This window comes from Niastella yeongjuensis (genome assembly GCF_900110245.1).
GTDB classification, from domain to species: Bacteria; Bacteroidota; Bacteroidia; order Chitinophagales; family Chitinophagaceae; genus Niastella; species Niastella yeongjuensis.
Genome location: NZ_FOCZ01000002.1, coordinates 497,124 through 512,627, shown reverse-complemented (window position 1 = coordinate 512,627; position 15,504 = coordinate 497,124). Strand labels below are relative to the sequence as shown.

Annotated in this window: 16 protein-coding genes; 14 read left to right on the top strand and 2 right to left on the bottom strand. The window is 44.8% G+C overall.

The window, feature by feature from the left end; translation table 11 throughout:
• Window positions 1-28: 28 nt before the first annotated feature.
• The 10 genes from BMX95_RS06800 to BMX95_RS06755 all read left to right on the top strand — a co-directional run bounded on the left by BMX95_RS06800 (window position 29) and on the right by BMX95_RS06755 (window position 9,228).
• The gene (locus tag BMX95_RS06800; protein ID WP_081201217.1) at window positions 29-733 is read left to right on the top strand and encodes a methyltransferase domain-containing protein; all 705 of its coding nucleotides are present in this window, start codon (window positions 29-31) and stop codon (window positions 731-733) included.
• Window positions 734-748: 15 nt separating this feature from the next.
• The gene (locus BMX95_RS06795; RefSeq protein WP_081201216.1) at window positions 749-1,888 is read left to right on the top strand and encodes an NAD(P)/FAD-dependent oxidoreductase; all 1,140 of its coding nucleotides are present in this window, start codon (window positions 749-751) and stop codon (window positions 1,886-1,888) included.
• A complete protein-coding gene (locus BMX95_RS06790; RefSeq protein ID WP_081201215.1) occupies window positions 1,872-3,326 on the top strand; it encodes a DUF5723 family protein in 1,455 nt (484 codons plus the stop codon). Before BMX95_RS06795 ends, BMX95_RS06790 begins: the two co-directional genes overlap by 17 nt.
• A gap of 53 nt (window positions 3,327-3,379) precedes the next feature.
• The gene (locus tag BMX95_RS06785) at window positions 3,380-3,886 is read left to right on the top strand and encodes a GbsR/MarR family transcriptional regulator (protein WP_081201214.1); all 507 of its coding nucleotides are present in this window, start codon (window positions 3,380-3,382) and stop codon (window positions 3,884-3,886) included.
• Window positions 3,887-3,967: 81 nt separating this feature from the next.
• Window positions 3,968-4,807, top strand: a complete 840-nt coding sequence (locus BMX95_RS06780) for a thiol-disulfide oxidoreductase DCC family protein (protein WP_081201213.1) — start codon at window positions 3,968-3,970, stop codon at window positions 4,805-4,807.
• A gap of 13 nt (window positions 4,808-4,820) precedes the next feature.
• Window positions 4,821-5,912 (top strand): epimerase, encoded by a 1,092-nt coding sequence (locus BMX95_RS06775; protein ID WP_081201212.1) that lies wholly within the window; start codon window positions 4,821-4,823, stop codon window positions 5,910-5,912.
• A gap of 50 nt (window positions 5,913-5,962) precedes the next feature.
• On the top strand, window positions 5,963-6,376 hold the full coding sequence (locus tag BMX95_RS06770; RefSeq protein WP_242673152.1) for a CoA-binding protein: 414 nt from the start codon (window positions 5,963-5,965) through the stop codon (window positions 6,374-6,376).
• Window positions 6,377-6,565: 189 nt separating this feature from the next.
• Entirely contained in the window at window positions 6,566-7,033 is a 468-nt protein-coding gene (locus BMX95_RS06765) for a hypothetical protein (RefSeq protein WP_081201211.1), read from the top strand.
• A 69-nt stretch (window positions 7,034-7,102) separates the two neighbouring features.
• Window positions 7,103-8,692, top strand: a complete 1,590-nt coding sequence (locus BMX95_RS06760; protein ID WP_081201210.1) for a zinc-dependent metalloprotease — start codon at window positions 7,103-7,105, stop codon at window positions 8,690-8,692.
• 62 nt (window positions 8,693-8,754) lie between these two features.
• A complete protein-coding gene (locus BMX95_RS06755; protein WP_081201803.1) occupies window positions 8,755-9,228 on the top strand; it encodes a ribonuclease H-like YkuK family protein in 474 nt (157 codons plus the stop codon).
• A 115-nt stretch (window positions 9,229-9,343) separates the two neighbouring features.
• On the opposite strand, the gene BMX95_RS06750 is transcribed toward BMX95_RS06755, so the two are convergent.
• Window positions 9,344-10,318 carry a phytanoyl-CoA dioxygenase family protein gene (locus tag BMX95_RS06750; protein WP_081201209.1) on the bottom strand — a complete coding sequence of 325 codons (975 nt, stop codon included), beginning with the start codon at window positions 10,316-10,318 and terminating at the stop codon, window positions 9,344-9,346.
• 79 nt (window positions 10,319-10,397) lie between these two features.
• Window positions 10,398-11,060: a ribosome biogenesis GTP-binding protein YihA/YsxC gene (gene yihA, locus BMX95_RS06745; protein WP_081201208.1), complete on the bottom strand. Its 663-nt coding sequence runs from the start codon at window positions 11,058-11,060 to the stop codon at window positions 10,398-10,400.
• 66 nt (window positions 11,061-11,126) lie between these two features.
• On the opposite strand from yihA, the gene ubiE reads away from it, so the two are divergent.
• The 4 genes from ubiE (at window position 11,127) to BMX95_RS06725 (ending at window position 15,423) form a co-directional block, all read left to right on the top strand.
• Window positions 11,127-11,879, top strand: a complete 753-nt coding sequence (ubiE, locus tag BMX95_RS06740; RefSeq protein ID WP_081201207.1) for a bifunctional demethylmenaquinone methyltransferase/2-methoxy-6-polyprenyl-1,4-benzoquinol methylase UbiE — start codon at window positions 11,127-11,129, stop codon at window positions 11,877-11,879.
• Window positions 11,843-12,595, top strand: coding sequence for a type IX secretion/gliding motility protein PorT/SprT (porT, locus tag BMX95_RS06735; RefSeq protein ID WP_081201206.1), 753 nt, complete (start codon window positions 11,843-11,845; stop codon window positions 12,593-12,595). The genes ubiE and porT overlap by 37 nt, the downstream gene beginning before the upstream one ends.
• Before the next feature lie 231 nt (window positions 12,596-12,826).
• A complete protein-coding gene (locus tag BMX95_RS06730; RefSeq protein ID WP_081201205.1) occupies window positions 12,827-14,632 on the top strand; it encodes a histidine kinase dimerization/phosphoacceptor domain -containing protein in 1,806 nt (601 codons plus the stop codon).
• A 2-nt stretch (window positions 14,633-14,634) separates the two neighbouring features.
• Window positions 14,635-15,423 (top strand): response regulator, encoded by a 789-nt coding sequence (locus BMX95_RS06725; protein WP_081201204.1) that lies wholly within the window; start codon window positions 14,635-14,637, stop codon window positions 15,421-15,423.
• Window positions 15,424-15,504 lie beyond the last annotated feature (81 nt).

The window sequence follows — 15,504 nt, the reverse complement described above, 5'->3', positions numbered from 1 at the left end:
GTCAGGCAGAAAGTCATATATTACAAACGTGAATTTTCGTCACAGATCATATCAATCCGAATTGCTCGACCGTCCGGATATTCCTTTTGAAGATATAAAACGGAATATGCAGGAGTTAAACTTCATCAACACCTGGCTGGGCGGGCATGCCATCACACTGAATGGCCTGGCGGCACTGATTGATAAAAAGAAACCGGCGTCGGCAGTCACGATCTGTGAAGTTGGCTGTGGCGGTGGCGATAACCTGGTAGCCATAAAGAACTGGTGCGAAAAACGAAAGATCCCGGTTGCTTTTATTGGCATCGACATCAACCCGCATTGTATTGAAGTAGCAGCCAAACGATTACTCAACAATGCTCAATGGATCGCCTCCGATTATAAAGAAGTGGAACTGGAAACACCACCGGATATTATTTTCTCCTCCCTGTTCTGTCATCATTTCTCTGACCGGGAAATGGTAAAACAATTACAATGGATGAAAACCAATGCCCGGCTTGGGTTCTTTATAAATGACCTGCACCGGCACAAGGTAGCTTACTATTCCATTAAAGTGCTGACGAATTTGTTCTCAAAAAGCTATCTCGTTAAACACGATGCGCCCTTATCTGTAGCCCGCGGTTTTACCAGGGATGAATGGATCCAGTTTTTAAGTATTGCCGGCATCCCTGATTTTACAATAGAATGGAAATGGGCCTTTCGCTGGCTGATTGTATCAAAAAACAAATGTGATTAAGCTATAACCCGCAACGTGAGCCTTCAACCCAAATATGATATTGCCATTGTTGGCGGTGGACTGGCCGGTTTGGCCCTGGCCATTCAAGGCGCCCGTGCCGGTTATAAAACCGTGTTGTTCGAAAGAGAGAAATACCCTTTTCACAAAGTTTGCGGTGAATACATCAGCCTGGAAAGCTGGAACTTTTTGCAGGACCTGGGCCTGCCCCTGAGCGATATGCAATTGCCCATTATCAACCGCCTGCTTATTACAACGCCCAATGGGAATTATATAGAATCTACCCTGCCGTTAGGCGGTTTCGGCATCAGCCGGTTCACCATCGATAAACTACTGGCCGATATTGCCCGCCAGGAAGGCGTTACGCTGCTGGAAGAAACCAAAGTGCTGAATGTGGTTTATCGCAACAACAACTTTCTGTTATTCACCAATAAAGGCGATGTAGAAGCAACCGTGGTGGCTGGCGCCTATGGCAAACGCGGCAACCTGGATATAAAATGGAAACGCCAGTTTACCAAAGTAAAACCCAATGCACTCAACCACTACATTGCTGTAAAATACCACATTCGCACCCATCACCCGGCCGACCTGATAGCCCTCCACAATTTTGAGAATGGCTATTGTGGAATTTCCCAAATTGAGGAAAACAAATATTGCCTTTGTTATTTAACTACGGCCGCCAACCTGCGTAAGTGCCGGAACGATATTAGTAGTATGGAAAAGGATATCCTGATGAAAAATCCTTTCCTGGAGAAGATCTTCTCCAATGCAGAAATGTTATATGAAGAGCCGTTAACCATTTCCCGGGTCTCTTTCAATAAGAAAACACAAGTTGAAAACCATGTTTTAATGATTGGCGATACCGCCGGCCTTATTGCACCACTTTGCGGTAACGGCATGAGCATGGCACTGCACAGCAGCAAACTTGCTTTTGAAGAGATCAGTTCGTTTTTACAGGGACGAATTAACCGGTACGAAATGGAAATTCAATACACCGAGCAGTGGGAGAAAAAATTTGGCCGGCGTTTGCAGGCCGGCCGCCTGTTACAAAGCTTCTTCGGAAGTACGATCCTATCCAACGTACTCATAAAAATGGTCAAGCCCTTTCCAAAGTTTGTAGCGTTTCTAATACAGCAAACACATGGTAAACCATTTTAACAAAAAATGGTTATTGCACGCTCTATGGTTACTACTGGTTCACACAAATGGTTACGCGCAGAATTACTATGCGCTTCAGGGCAGTAATTATGCGGGCAGCCTGGGCATCGGCAATAACCCTGCCTCCATTGTAAATACCCCTTACAAATGGGATGTTACCATTTTTGGGGTACAGAAAAAGAATGCCACCAATAGCGTTGTTATTCACAACTGGTCGCTCTTCAGCAATCCGGCTAAATCGGAATATAGTATCAGGGAAGGCGACTTCAAGCGGTTTGTCTATGACGATCTTAATGTAAACCTGCTCAATACCCGCATTGCCCTTAACCGCAAACAGGCTATCGGTTTTGGGTTGAACCTGCGCAGTTATACGCAGGCAAGCACCGGCCCCGTCAACTTTGTAGATACGCTCACCAGCACCCGCGACTTTTTCGACCTTGGCAATTACGACCGTAAACTATCTGCCGATGCCATACACAGCGCCTGGGTAGAATTCTTTGTGACCTGGGCACAAACCATTTGGGACAGAACCGATTCGCGTCTGAATGCCGGTGTTACAGCAAAACTAACCCGGGGTGTCAGCGGCGCCTACGTCAATATCCTGAATGGCAGCGCTACCTCCACCGTACACAACAATATCAACGATTATACCCTGCAAGACGTGTACGCCGAATACGAATATTCGAGCAACTACGATGGCTGGCAAAAAGAAAAAGGTACCCGCCAGAACCTGCGCGACTTTCTAAGCCATTCCCAAACCGGCGTTTCCTTCGACTTCGGTCTTGAATACCTCATTAAACCGCAACAGATCCTCACTGTGTTTGATGATGATACGTATTACGACTACAACTGGAAGATCGGGTTATCGTTGCTCGATGTAGGTTTCAATCCTTATAAATATGGCGTCAACAGCCGCAGGGTAAGTGGTTTTCACGATAACATTACCGATACCGTGCTGGACATCCGGTTCGATGATATCGATAAACTACAGGACTTCAATGAACGCCTAAACGGAATTGCCAAAAACATTAAACAACCCGGCGGTACGTTCCATGTTGTTAATCCCATGCGACTGGTATTGAACGTTGATCATTTTATTACCGGTGCCTGGTATGTAAACGGCAACGCCTCGCTTAATTTGTCTTCCTTAAGCGGCAAGGAACGGCGGCTTACCGAACTGAACATGCTAACCGTTACGCCCCGCTGGGAAACCCGGCGCCTGGGATTTTTTCTGCCCATACAATTCAACACCAAAGAAAAACTGTGGGTGGGCGGGGCCGTTAAATTCGGACCGCTGTTATTAGGCATACACAACTGGGCCAACGTATTCAGTAAAAACAAAATGCAAAATGGCGGCGCCTACCTGGCCCTGGTACTGCGTCCGGGAAAAAACACGGCTACCCGCTTAGACAAAAGACTTGATTGCCCACCCAACTAACTTTCAATAAGTTTTGAAAATTCAGAAACGCGCCTTATCTTTGGGCAGTAAATATGAAACTCGCAGAAGCGCAACAACAATTCATTGCTTCCTGGGGAGCATTCGGTTCACACTGGGGCATTAACCGCACCATGGCGCAAATACATGCGCTGTTGATGATCAGTCCTGACCCACTGAGCCAGGATGACCTTATGGAACAACTCAGCATCAGCCGTGGCAACGTGAATATGAACATTCGTGACCTGATTGACTGGGGCCTGGTAAGCAGGATATTGATCCCCGGTGAACGAAAAGAATATTTCTCGGCAGAAAAAGACATCTGGAAAGTAGCCACGCAAATTGTAAAGGAGCGTAAGAAACGGGAGCTTGATCCCATGCTGCGCCTGCTGGACCAACTGGAAGACATTGAGGGTGATAAAAAAGACAAGCACAGTAAACAGTTTACCGAAACCATTGGCAACATCAGGAAGTTTGGCCAGCAGGCCGACAGAATGCTCGATACCATGGTAAAGGCCGATGAAAACTGGTTCTTAGGCAATCTGCTGAAACTGTTCAAATAACAGCAACTACCAAACAACAAACAATATTAAGCCGGTCACCGGCTTTTATTTGACCCTATACTTTCATTTATTTCTGAAAATATGGAAAATACAGATAAAATATTAATCTACGACGATGATTGTCCGCTCTGTGCAGTCTATACCAGCGCCTTTGTAAAATCAGGATTATTAACCACAGAAGGCCGTAAATCTTTCACCGCCGTTTCGCCCGAACTGTTACATACCATCAACTGGCAACGCAGTGTAAATGAAATACCCCTGCTTGACCCTGGTACCAAACAGGTTTGGTATGGCATAGATGCCTTACTGGAGATACTGGGACAAAAATGTGCGTTGATAAAAACCATTGGCCGGGTAAAGCCCATTAACTGGTTCCTCAAAAAATTGTACAGCTTTATATCCTACAACCGGAAAGTGATTGTAGCCGTTAAAACTTCGCCGCTTAAAGTTGATTGCACACCTTCGTTCAACCTGTTTTACCGCCTGTTATTCCTGGTCACATTCCTGGTAGTTAATACCCTGATGATTTTGCCGGTTCACCAACACCTGTTAACCCAACTCCCCGGTTATTCATTATCGCTTATTCAATTATTGGGGCTGCATGCCAGTATGGTTGCGCTCAATTGTATAGTGGCCTTGTTCCTGCCTAAACAAACCGCCTTCGACTACCTGGGCCAGGTGAACATGCTTACGCTGGTGACCAATTTATTGCTGATTCCACTGGTGCTCACCGATGCTTATATACAACCAGGCAATTGGGTTAATTATGGTTACCTGATACTGGTGTCTATTGTGGTCTTTCACGAATATTTCCGGCGAATGACTTTCGCCAATATGCTCGACCGTTACCAGCTGGTGCTGTCGATCAACCTGGCCTGCATTATGGGTTTGTGCATCTGTTTGTTTATTCCTTTCAACTAATATCTGTACCTGTATGAAACACAAAAAGATCGTTATTGCCGGTGGCACCGGATTTATTGGCCAGGCAATGGCCCGTTATTTTGGAAAAGACAACCATGTAATACTGTTAAGCCGTCATTCGGTAAACAAACAGCAAAACAACCACACTAATAAATTAATAAGAGCGGAAGATGGTTATAACATCACCTACTGGCGATGGGATGGCATACATGTAGAAAAACACTGGCTGCAGGACATTGACGGGGCCGATGTGGTAATTAACCTGGCCGGCAAATCGGTGAACTGCCGTTATACAGAAAAGAACAAACAACAGATCATCGACAGCCGCACGCAATCGACCAAAGCCATTGGCGATGCCATCAGGCAAACCGTGGTTCCACCCAAATTATGGATCAATGCGGCTTCGGCCACTATTTACCAGCATACCCTGGATAAACCCAATGATGAATATACCGGGCTTATCAGCGATGCCAGGAAAGACAATATGCCGTATTCCTTCTTCGACCGGTTACGGTACCGGTACAAAAAATTCAGCGCCCGTTTGCGGCATGGGAAATACAGCGCCGCTTACGAAGCACCTGATAAAGATTTCTCCGTTCAGGTTTGTCACCAATGGGAGAACAGTTTCTTTGATCAGCGAACACCCTTCACCCGTAAAATAGGTTTGCGAATTGGTATTGCGTTAGGCCCTGGCAGCATCATGACGCCCTTTTACAACCTGATAAATGCGGGCTTAGGCGGCCAACAGGGCAATGGACACCAAATGTTCAGCTGGTTACATATTGAAGATCTGTGCCGGCTTGTTGACTGGTGTTATGAACAAAAAGAGATGGAAGGAATTTACAATTGTTGTACGCCCAATGCCGTATCCAATGCCCATTTTATGAAAACACTACGTACCCTGAAAGGCAAACGATCGGGGCTGCCGGTTTATACCTGGCTGCTGGAGCTGGGAGCTGCACTGATAGGCACAGAAAGTGAAATGGTGCTGAAGAGCAGGTGGGCCTATCCCGCCAAATTATTACAGTCGGGCTTTTCATTTAAATATAACGAACTGGAGCACGCGCTTACCAATATTGTTCGCAATACACAAGGAAATGAATAGCACCATAACATTTTACCCCGCCTTTTGTTTACCCGGAAAATATTATAGTTTTGAAATACAACCAACTGCCTAAAATAGTTGTTGTAATGGGTATGGAAACAGGTAGTAAAAAAACGGTGGTCCTGGGCGCATCTGCCAACCCGGGCCGGTATAGTTTTCTGGCTTTAAACAGTTTACGCAAGCACCAGCACCCCGTGGTGGCCATCGGGCGCAAACAGGGAAAGGTGCTGGATGTGGATATTTCCACGGAGAAAAACCCCGAGGAAACGGTTGATACTGTTACGTTATACCTGAACCCTGCCAATCAGAAAGAATACTACGATTATATACTATCCCTGCGGCCAAAACGTATTATTTTCAACCCGGGTACCGAAAATCCTGAATTATACGACCTGGCAAAAAGCAATGGCATCCAGCCCATGGAGGCCTGCACTTTAGTGCTGCTTAGTACGGGTCAATACTAACCACCCCTGGTAATAACCCTTAGTACAACCCATATTTTACACTCAGATCATTTGATTATATCCCCATTGTAAAATAACCGCATACCATTTGCGTTTTAACTTCGTATTGAATCGAAGCGATCGTAGATTTAGTATATCCCTAAGACCCGTACCCTGGCAATCCAGATCCGAACACTAAAACCCGTACAAATGAAAAACCAGAATGCTGTAGGGCTCTTAGTGGCGTGCATGTTTGCATTCCAATCAATATCCGCCCAGCAACAACCACCCGTTATCCTTAACCCCAAACCTGTATTAAGCAGGGCCTCAAGCGTAGGTCAGCTTCCTCCCAAACTGGAATGTAATTTTTCAGTGATCAAAGGGCTTTCTGCCCGTCGTATTGCAGACAAAATAGATCTGGCGCTCGGAAATTTTGAATTCTCCGGCGAACTTGTTGAACGAGTTCAGTCATCGCCCAACGTAATGAACATGAACATCAGGTCAACCAGTATGCCAGGCACTTTTTGCTCCATATCCGTAATTACGCAAAACGATAATACAGAAAAACTGGTAGGCACCATCATCAATCCCAAAGCTGATGAAGTGTTGGTACTAACGGAAGAAAACAACCGGTATTTCTGGGTAAAGAAACAAAAGCAATTTTTCCTGGTTGAGTAACCAATTGATCCGTACCCCCCTGAAAACGCTGAACACCATTTAATCGTCCAAATTCGCATCTGAAATCCAATGAAATCCATTTTTACCGTACTGCTTGGCCTGTCTATTGCCACAGGGGTAAGGGCACAGGTTCCTTTATTAAACAGCTATCCATCGGCAAAAGCTACCATTTACATCGACTTTGACGGCGAATACGTAACCGGTACACCCTGGAACTGGAGTGGGCCTATTGATGCCCAGCCTTCCGGTTTTTCAGCGTCTGCCATTACTGAAATGTTTAACCGGGTGGCTGAAGACTACCGCATCTTTAATGTAAATATCACTACAGACTCTACTGTATTTAAAGCAGCACCCATTTTCCAACGCATCAAAGTAATTGTTACCCCCACCTATCAATGGTATGGTGGCGGCGTTGGCGGTATTGCTTATGTGGGTACTTTTTCCAATGGCGCCGGCACACCTGCCTGGGTATTCAGCGGCCTATTGAGCAACAGCACCAAGAACGTAGCAGAAGCCATTTCACACGAGGCAGGCCATACCCTGGGTTTGCAGCACCAGAGCTCCTATAATGCCAGTTGTGTAAAAACTGAATACAACCCCGGCACCGGTTCCGGAGAAACCAGCTGGGCGCCTATTATGGGCGTAGGATATTATAAAAACCTCACTACCTGGCACTATGGCACCAACACCTATGCCTGTAATTTTTACCAGAATGACCTGGCTATTATCTCCGGGGCTGCCAATAACTTCGGTTTCCGCCCCGATGATGTAGGCGATACCCATTCCACCGCTACTACCATGGGGTTTTCAAATACCGGTTTTGCCACCAGTGGTTTAATTAATTCCGGTACCGACAAAGACGTATTCAAATTCACGCTAACCTCACCCACATACGTACACATAAATGCAATACCAGAGAATGTAGGTGTTAACAATTCAGGTGCTAACCTCGATATTAAATTAAGCCTGCTCAATTACAAAGCAGACACCCTTGATCAATACAACCCCATCGCACTGGTAAATGCCGGCATCGACAGCAACCTGAACAGCGGTACTTATTATCTGGTAATAGAAGGCACGGCCAATGCCAACTTTGTAAAGAACGAAAGCCTCGGTTATTATACGCTCAGCGCTTCGCCCCTTGCCATTTTACCTATACACAAGTTCACCTTATCGGGTAAATCAAATGATGGCATCCACAACCTGAGCTGGATCTATGAAACTGATGAAACAGTTAAAACCATCGAGGTGCAAAATTCAAAAGATGGTATTCATTTTGAAACCCTGGCCCAGGTAAGCCCCGGCACCAAATCCTTTTCGTGGAAGCCATTAACGGACAACGCTCCTTTTTACCGCACCAGGATCATTACAACAGGCGACGATAAATCATACTACTCCAACACCATCACCATACACGACAAAGACGACAATAAAGCTTCCGTAAGAGTTATGAGTACCATGATAACCAACTCAATCATAGCTAATGCCGATAAAGACGCCAGTTACCAGGTATTGGATGGAACAGGCCGGTTATTGCAACGTGGCAGACTGGTTACCGGAACAAATAACATCGATATAACAAATGCACAAAAGGGCCTGATACTCCTTCGTATACAGAGCGATTTGGAGACCAACACCCTTAAGTTAATAAAACAATAATAGGCATCTGATTTGGTGAACAGCGGGTTTTTCGGTAAATTACAAAAACCCGTTTCACTATGATGTTATGGAGAAAATTTAATGGCGACCCGATTGATCTGCCAATTATTGATGCCGTTGAAAATGCCATCAAACGCGAAACTGAAAAGGGCTATCACCTTAAAGTTTGCATCGGCACTGATTCGCAGGTAAAGGGTGCAGAAACAGAATTTGCTACTGTAATTGTTTTTTTACGTGAAGGGCATGGCGGTTTCATGTTCATACACAATGAAAAAACTAAAAAACAGTACAGTATCAAAGAACGCATGCTGGTAGAAGTTGCCAAGAGTATTGAAATCGCTTACGACCTCTGCCACCTGTTCAATCTGTATAATGTAGACATGGAAGTGCATGCGGATATTAATACCAATCCGCATTTCAAAAGCAATGACGCATTGAAGGAAGCCATGGGTTACATACTGGGAATGGGGTTTGCTTTCAAGGCCAAACCCGAAGCATTTGCCAGTAGCAGCTGCGCCAACAAAGTGGTAAACTAACGAACCCTCACGCTGTAAACGGAGGGTTTTTTAATGTTTGGTTGTGAATCACTCTTTTCACAGCTCAGGGCATTGTCACCTCCAAAAGCAACAGATACACCTTCACATTGCCTGATCATCGAACAACAATCGACTTCACTTTATCTACCAGTGGCTTGGGAAACAAATGCGAAATACCTGAAAGCATTTTTACGGTTTGTTGTTGCAGGTACAGTTTTGTATTTACTTTCACTTCCTTACCGAAATAAGTATTCATAACTTTTTCACCGGTAACGATATTGGTAAGATCGTTCAGGTACAGTTTATTGATAGCTATGTCCGATAAGCGCGGCACATAGTATATGCAGTTGTCAAAATAATAATGCGTTACCTGCGAATGACGGCTGGCGCCTTCGCGCAGGATCTTTTCCCCGCCATGCAACAGATTGGCCGACCAGATCATCGCCTGTCCTTTTTTGATCTTCAGCACCTCTTTCTTTAACCCAAGCGCATCGATCATTTTCTGAATAAAGTTCACATAATCGACGGCGTAAGCCATAAACGCTTTTTTCATTTCCACACTGGCGCTGGCTTTTACACCTACGTCTATCATATCGTAAAACGGCAGTTTATTGCTTCCGGGATAATAATGCAGCGGACCATTGGTTTCGTCAATATCTTCAAATGGCACCCAAACCCCGCACATAAACCGCTGCGGAATTGAATTGAAATGGATCATATCTGAATGGGTATCCTGCTGCGTGCCTACCGGAAAATTGAGGGTTTGAAAGGGAAAGGGTTCGCGCTGATATAAAAGCCTGAGTTTATTCAATACGGCTTCCGACGAAGCTACCTTGCGTACATGCTCATTGTATTTCCAGGCATCCTGTATTCGGTAATTATTGTCGGTAATTTTCGCAAACCGGGGCGCCAGTTGTTCAATAATACTATTGGCAGTGGTATCATCGAGCCCAAGGTCGATGATCACATAACCATCATCGGCAAACTTTTTTACAAAAGCTTTATCTGCTTCGCTAAGCGTTGATTTGCTTAACTCTGCTTCAAAAAAAGGAGATTCGGTCCAGGGTAAGTTGGCGTGTTGTTGGTGCATGGCAGGGGTGTTTGACAGTATACTGCCACTCACTTCCCTAAGGTTGGAAAATGCTGAAAAAAAATATTCAACCCGCTAATTAATCGTTATTATTATTCCCGGCCTGTTCCGCTTCGATATTACAGGTTTCAATAAATTGAAGCATTTTATCCCGGCCCATTTTTTTCTCGGCGCTGGTTACAAAACTCTGTGGTAAGAATTGCCAGGTTTTACGCATGGCATCTAAGAAATCCTTTACGTTTTTACTTACTATTTTCTGGGTTTCTTTATCGGCTTTGGTAAATGCCAAACAAAAAGGCACTTGCCACTCGCCCAGGCGATCTATAAATTCAAGGTCGAGCTTTTGGGGGTTATGACGGCTGTCGATCAATACAAATACACTGATCAGGTTTTCGCGTTTGCGCAGGTAATTCTCGATCATCTGTTCCCACTGTTTACGCTGCGATTGCGAAACTTTGGCAAAACCATACCCTGGCAGGTCAACCAGGTACCAGGCATCTGGTTTAACCGAGCCGCCGGCATGAGCCTGAGGATAGCTTTTTATATCAAAATGGTTTATCAATTGGGTTTTACCGGGTGCAGAAGACGTTTTTGCCAGCTTTTGGTTATCAACCAGCATATTTATCAGCGACGACTTACCCACATTACTACGGCCAATAAAGGCGTATTCGGGCCGGTCGGGCTTGGGGCATTTGGTATAATCCGGGCTGCTGATGAGGTAGGTGGCAGATTGAATAATCATACTGCAAGATAGAACTAGTTTGTGGTTTGTTGTTTGTGGTTTGTAGTTCTATTAACTTTGCCACCCATGTCTAAATATTCACACGATAATATAGTGCCCTTCAACGAGTCGGAGCAGAGCAAAAAAGAACAGGTAGCGGCTATGTTTGACCAGATAGCTTTCCGATACGATTTTCTGAACCGTTTTCTATCAGGAGGTATTGACGTAAGCTGGCGTAAACGCGCCATTCGCGAATTGAAAGAAGTTAATCCCCGTAAAGTGCTCGATGTGGCTACCGGTACTGCCGATGTGGCCATAATGACATGGAAATATTTACGCCCGGAAAAGATAATTGGCATAGATATTTCTGAAGGAATGCTCAATTTGGGGCGTCAGAAGGTTGATAAATTATTGCTATCTAAGCAAATAGAATTGTTAAAGGGCGATAGCGAAGCAATAAACTTTCCCAACGAAACGTTTGATGCCATTACCGTGGCTTTTGGGGTGCGGAATTTCGAAAACCTTGAAAAAGGGCTGGCTGAAATGTACCGGGTACTAAAACCGGGCGGTAAGGTGGTTATCCTTGAATTTTCTAAACCCCGTAAAACGGGCTTTAAAAGTTTATATAACCTGTACATGAACGTCATTGCTCCGCGCGCCGGCCAATGGGTATCGAAGAACAAAGACGCGTATCAGTATCTAAATCAATCAGTTAAAGCATTTCCCGAAGGCGAAACATTTCTACATATTTTACAACAAGTTGGGTTTAAGAATACGACACTAAAACGGCTGAGTTTAGGAATATGTACAATTTATTGCGGCAAAAAAACCGCCAATTAAACAGATGGGCAGCAGGGCTATTGCTTTTGATCGCCTCACAACAACAGGTAAGTGCTCAATTAAGAGACTATTTAAACCTACCTGACCACGATAGTAAAAAATACTATCTGGGTATTGGTCTTATTTATAATAATGCCAGGTTCCAGGTAAGCCAACATCCTTCATTCCTTTCGAATGACAGCGTTATGGTGGTGGAACCGGAAAATACCGGTGGTTTTGGCCTGGCAGGCATGCATACCCTTCGTCTGTCGCCCCGGTTTGAAATCCGGGCCATCTTCCCCCAGTTATTATTCGCCTACAAGAATCTCACCTATCATATTAAATATCCGGACCCGTCCAAGGATGAAACGGCCATCATGAGCAAGAAGGTGGAAAGCTTTCTGCTCGGGATCCCCATCCATCTTAAATTCCGCAGTGACCGCATCGGTAACTTCAGGGTTTATATGTTTGGGGGCGGAAAGATCGAGTATGACCTGGCTTCCAATTCAACAGCCCGCAAAGCAGAAGACCTGGTTAAACTGAAAAAATTCGATTACGGAGTGGAAGCCGGCGTTGGGTTCAACTTTTATTTCCCGGTATTTATTCTTTCTCCCGAGATAAAGATCAGCAACGGGCTTGGTAATATTCATTCCCGTGACCCAGACCTTAAATATTCCAGCGCAATTGACAAACTGAACTCGAGGATGATCATTTTCTCGCTGATATTTGAAGGATAAAAAACAGCATACTTATAAAAGCAAACAGGTGTCGCGTAAAACCGGACACCTGTTTTGTTATATGAGCCTCATCAGGTATAGCAACTGAAAAACAATTCTTTTCACCTTTGCATTATATATAATACAAGCGCGTATTATTTATTCTCCTATACTTATGCTTTTCTTTTACATTTGTGCATAAACCCTTTCTGCCTGATTTGCAACCAAACATACCTGCGGATAATAGCCGTTATGCTGGCGTATTGTGGTTTTTCCACTGCGTATGCGCAGGACCGCCTGAAGAAACAGGACAGCCTCAAAAAGTTATTGCCCGCTCAACGGGAGGATACCAATAAGGTTAAACTCCTAAACAGCCTCGCCAGCACGTATTATCAATCCGGAAAAGATTCCATCTATTATTATGCTGAGCAGGCAGTTCAGCTGGCAAAAAAAATTTCGTACCGAAAGGGCGAAGCAAGAGGCGAAGCACACCAGGCCTCCTATTACCGGATGCAGGGGGAATACACTACAGCCGTTAATAAACTATTGCACAGCATCTCCATTAATGAAGAACAGCATGATCTTATAGCTGCCGGTGATCGTTACCTCGATCTGTCGCAGGTATATAAAGACATGGTGGGCGCCACCAGCACCCTTGAGTACATCAATAAAGGAGTGGCGTACAGCCAATATGCTTATAACCTGTTTAACGGCTTACACGATACCTTAGGCATGGTGGAAAGCCTGAACCAGAGCGGTATCCTGTACCGCGACCGGGCGAAAATAAAAGGCCAGGAAAAATATTATGATGCTGCTTTTGCCACCTATCTAAAAGCAGTAGCTATGGTGGAACGATCGGGAATAAACAAAGGCGCTTTAAGTAAATTATACAACAACATCAGCCAGGTATACAACGAGTATTGGAAAGATTATAAAAAAGCGCTGGAATACCTGCTCAAGGCTGAAGCGCTGAACAGCAATGCACACAACCTCAACGGCCTCTCCTTCAATTATGGCAACATTGCACTGGCCTATACAAAACTGAATCAACCGGCACAGTCATTACTATATTCCCGCAAAATGTTGGCAACAGCCCGGCTGCTCAACATGCCCGAACGCCTGCGCAATGCCTACAATTCCATGTACAACTCCTTTGCCGCCACCAAACGGTACGATTCAGCCCTGTATTACTATAAACAGGCCGACGTACTGGACGACTCGCTGAACAATGTGGCAAAAACCAATGAAGTGATTGCCTTGCAAACAAAGTTCGAGACCGGCAAAAAGGAATCGGAAATAAAACGGTTGCATACTGACACCCTTGCCAAGAACAGGCAGATCGGCTTCCTGGTTTCGGCGCTGGTGATCTTTGCACTGCTGGCAGGTTGTATGGTTTGGTTGTATTATCGCATCAGAAAACAACGGCAGCAGATAGCGGGGCAGTCAAAAAAACTGGAAGTAATGATGAAAGAGCTGCACCACCGGGTAAAGAACAACCTGCAGATCGTAAGCAGCCTGTTGAGTTTGCAAACCTATAAGGTACAGGACGAGGAAGCCCTGCTGGTTTTAAAAGAAAGCCAGCAGCGGGTACAGGCCATGAGTTTTATTCATCAACGCCTGTACAAAACCGAATCACTCACCGCAGTGAATATGAAGGAATACCTTACCGACCTGGCCGAATCGCTGGTAACATCATATGGGTTTAACCGCGACGGCTTCGACCTTCACATTGTAGTGGAAAAAGAAATGCTGGATATTGACAAAGCATTACCCATAGGCCTCATCGTCAACGAGCTTATGACAAATGCCCTGAAATATGCTTACCGCAATAGTCATCACCCCGCATTGAAAATTACCCTCACCGAAGAGGATACAAAACTGGTTTGCACCATAAAAGACAATGGACCCGGCATTGACGAACAGCAATGGCAAACAAAGAAAAACTCCTTTGGTAAACAGCTGATAACAGCACTTTGCAAACAGCTGCGGGCACAACAATCGCTGGTAGTTGATGGCGGTACCCAGTTTACTATAACCATTCCAAAACAAGTAGCTTAACAATGCCTGCCGAAAAAGTAAACATCCTGATTGTAGAAGATGAAAGTATTGTGGCGCTTGACCTGGCCAGCGGTCTTGAACACGATGGGTATAACATCGCCGGCATTGCTGATAATGCGGTAGAAGCCCTGCAGTTGTTTAATGAAAACGACGTCGATATTATCTTAATGGATGTGAACATCATCGGGGAAAAAGACGGCATCGATACGGCTGCCGAAATATTGAAACAAAAGGCAGTACCCATCATTTACCTTACTGCATTTACTGATGCAGTTACCATTGAACGGATAAAACAAACCCATCCTGCAGCATTTTTATCAAAGCCTTACAATCTTACCAATGTACGCATAGCCATTGACCTGGCAGTGAACAATTTTGCTGTATCCCGCGAACAACAATCTACCGGAAAGATCATTCCGCTCGATAAAGACGGCAACCGCAGCACCAGCTCGCCTGAGAAAGAGATGATCCTTCGGATACAAGACCATATTTTTGTAAAACACAATTATGCCTTTGTAAAATTAAAACTCAGCGACCTGCTCTATATTGAGGCAGACAATAACTACACGTCCATTATCACTTCCGAAAAAAAGTTCCTGCTGCGGTTATCCCTGATCCAGTTATTGGAAAAGATCAACTACAAGGCGCTGGTTCGCATTCATCGTTCCTATGCGGTAAACATCAACACGATACAGTCATTCAACGAACAGGAAGTAGAGATCAACCAGCAGCACCTGCCTATTGGCAGGAATTATAAGGAAGAATTTTTGAAACAATTCGATTTCAGGTAATATTCGGTCGGTGTATCACCGATGTAAAAAAAGGCAGGCGGCAATAATGCCGCCTGCCTTTTTTTATAATAAGCAGTTATA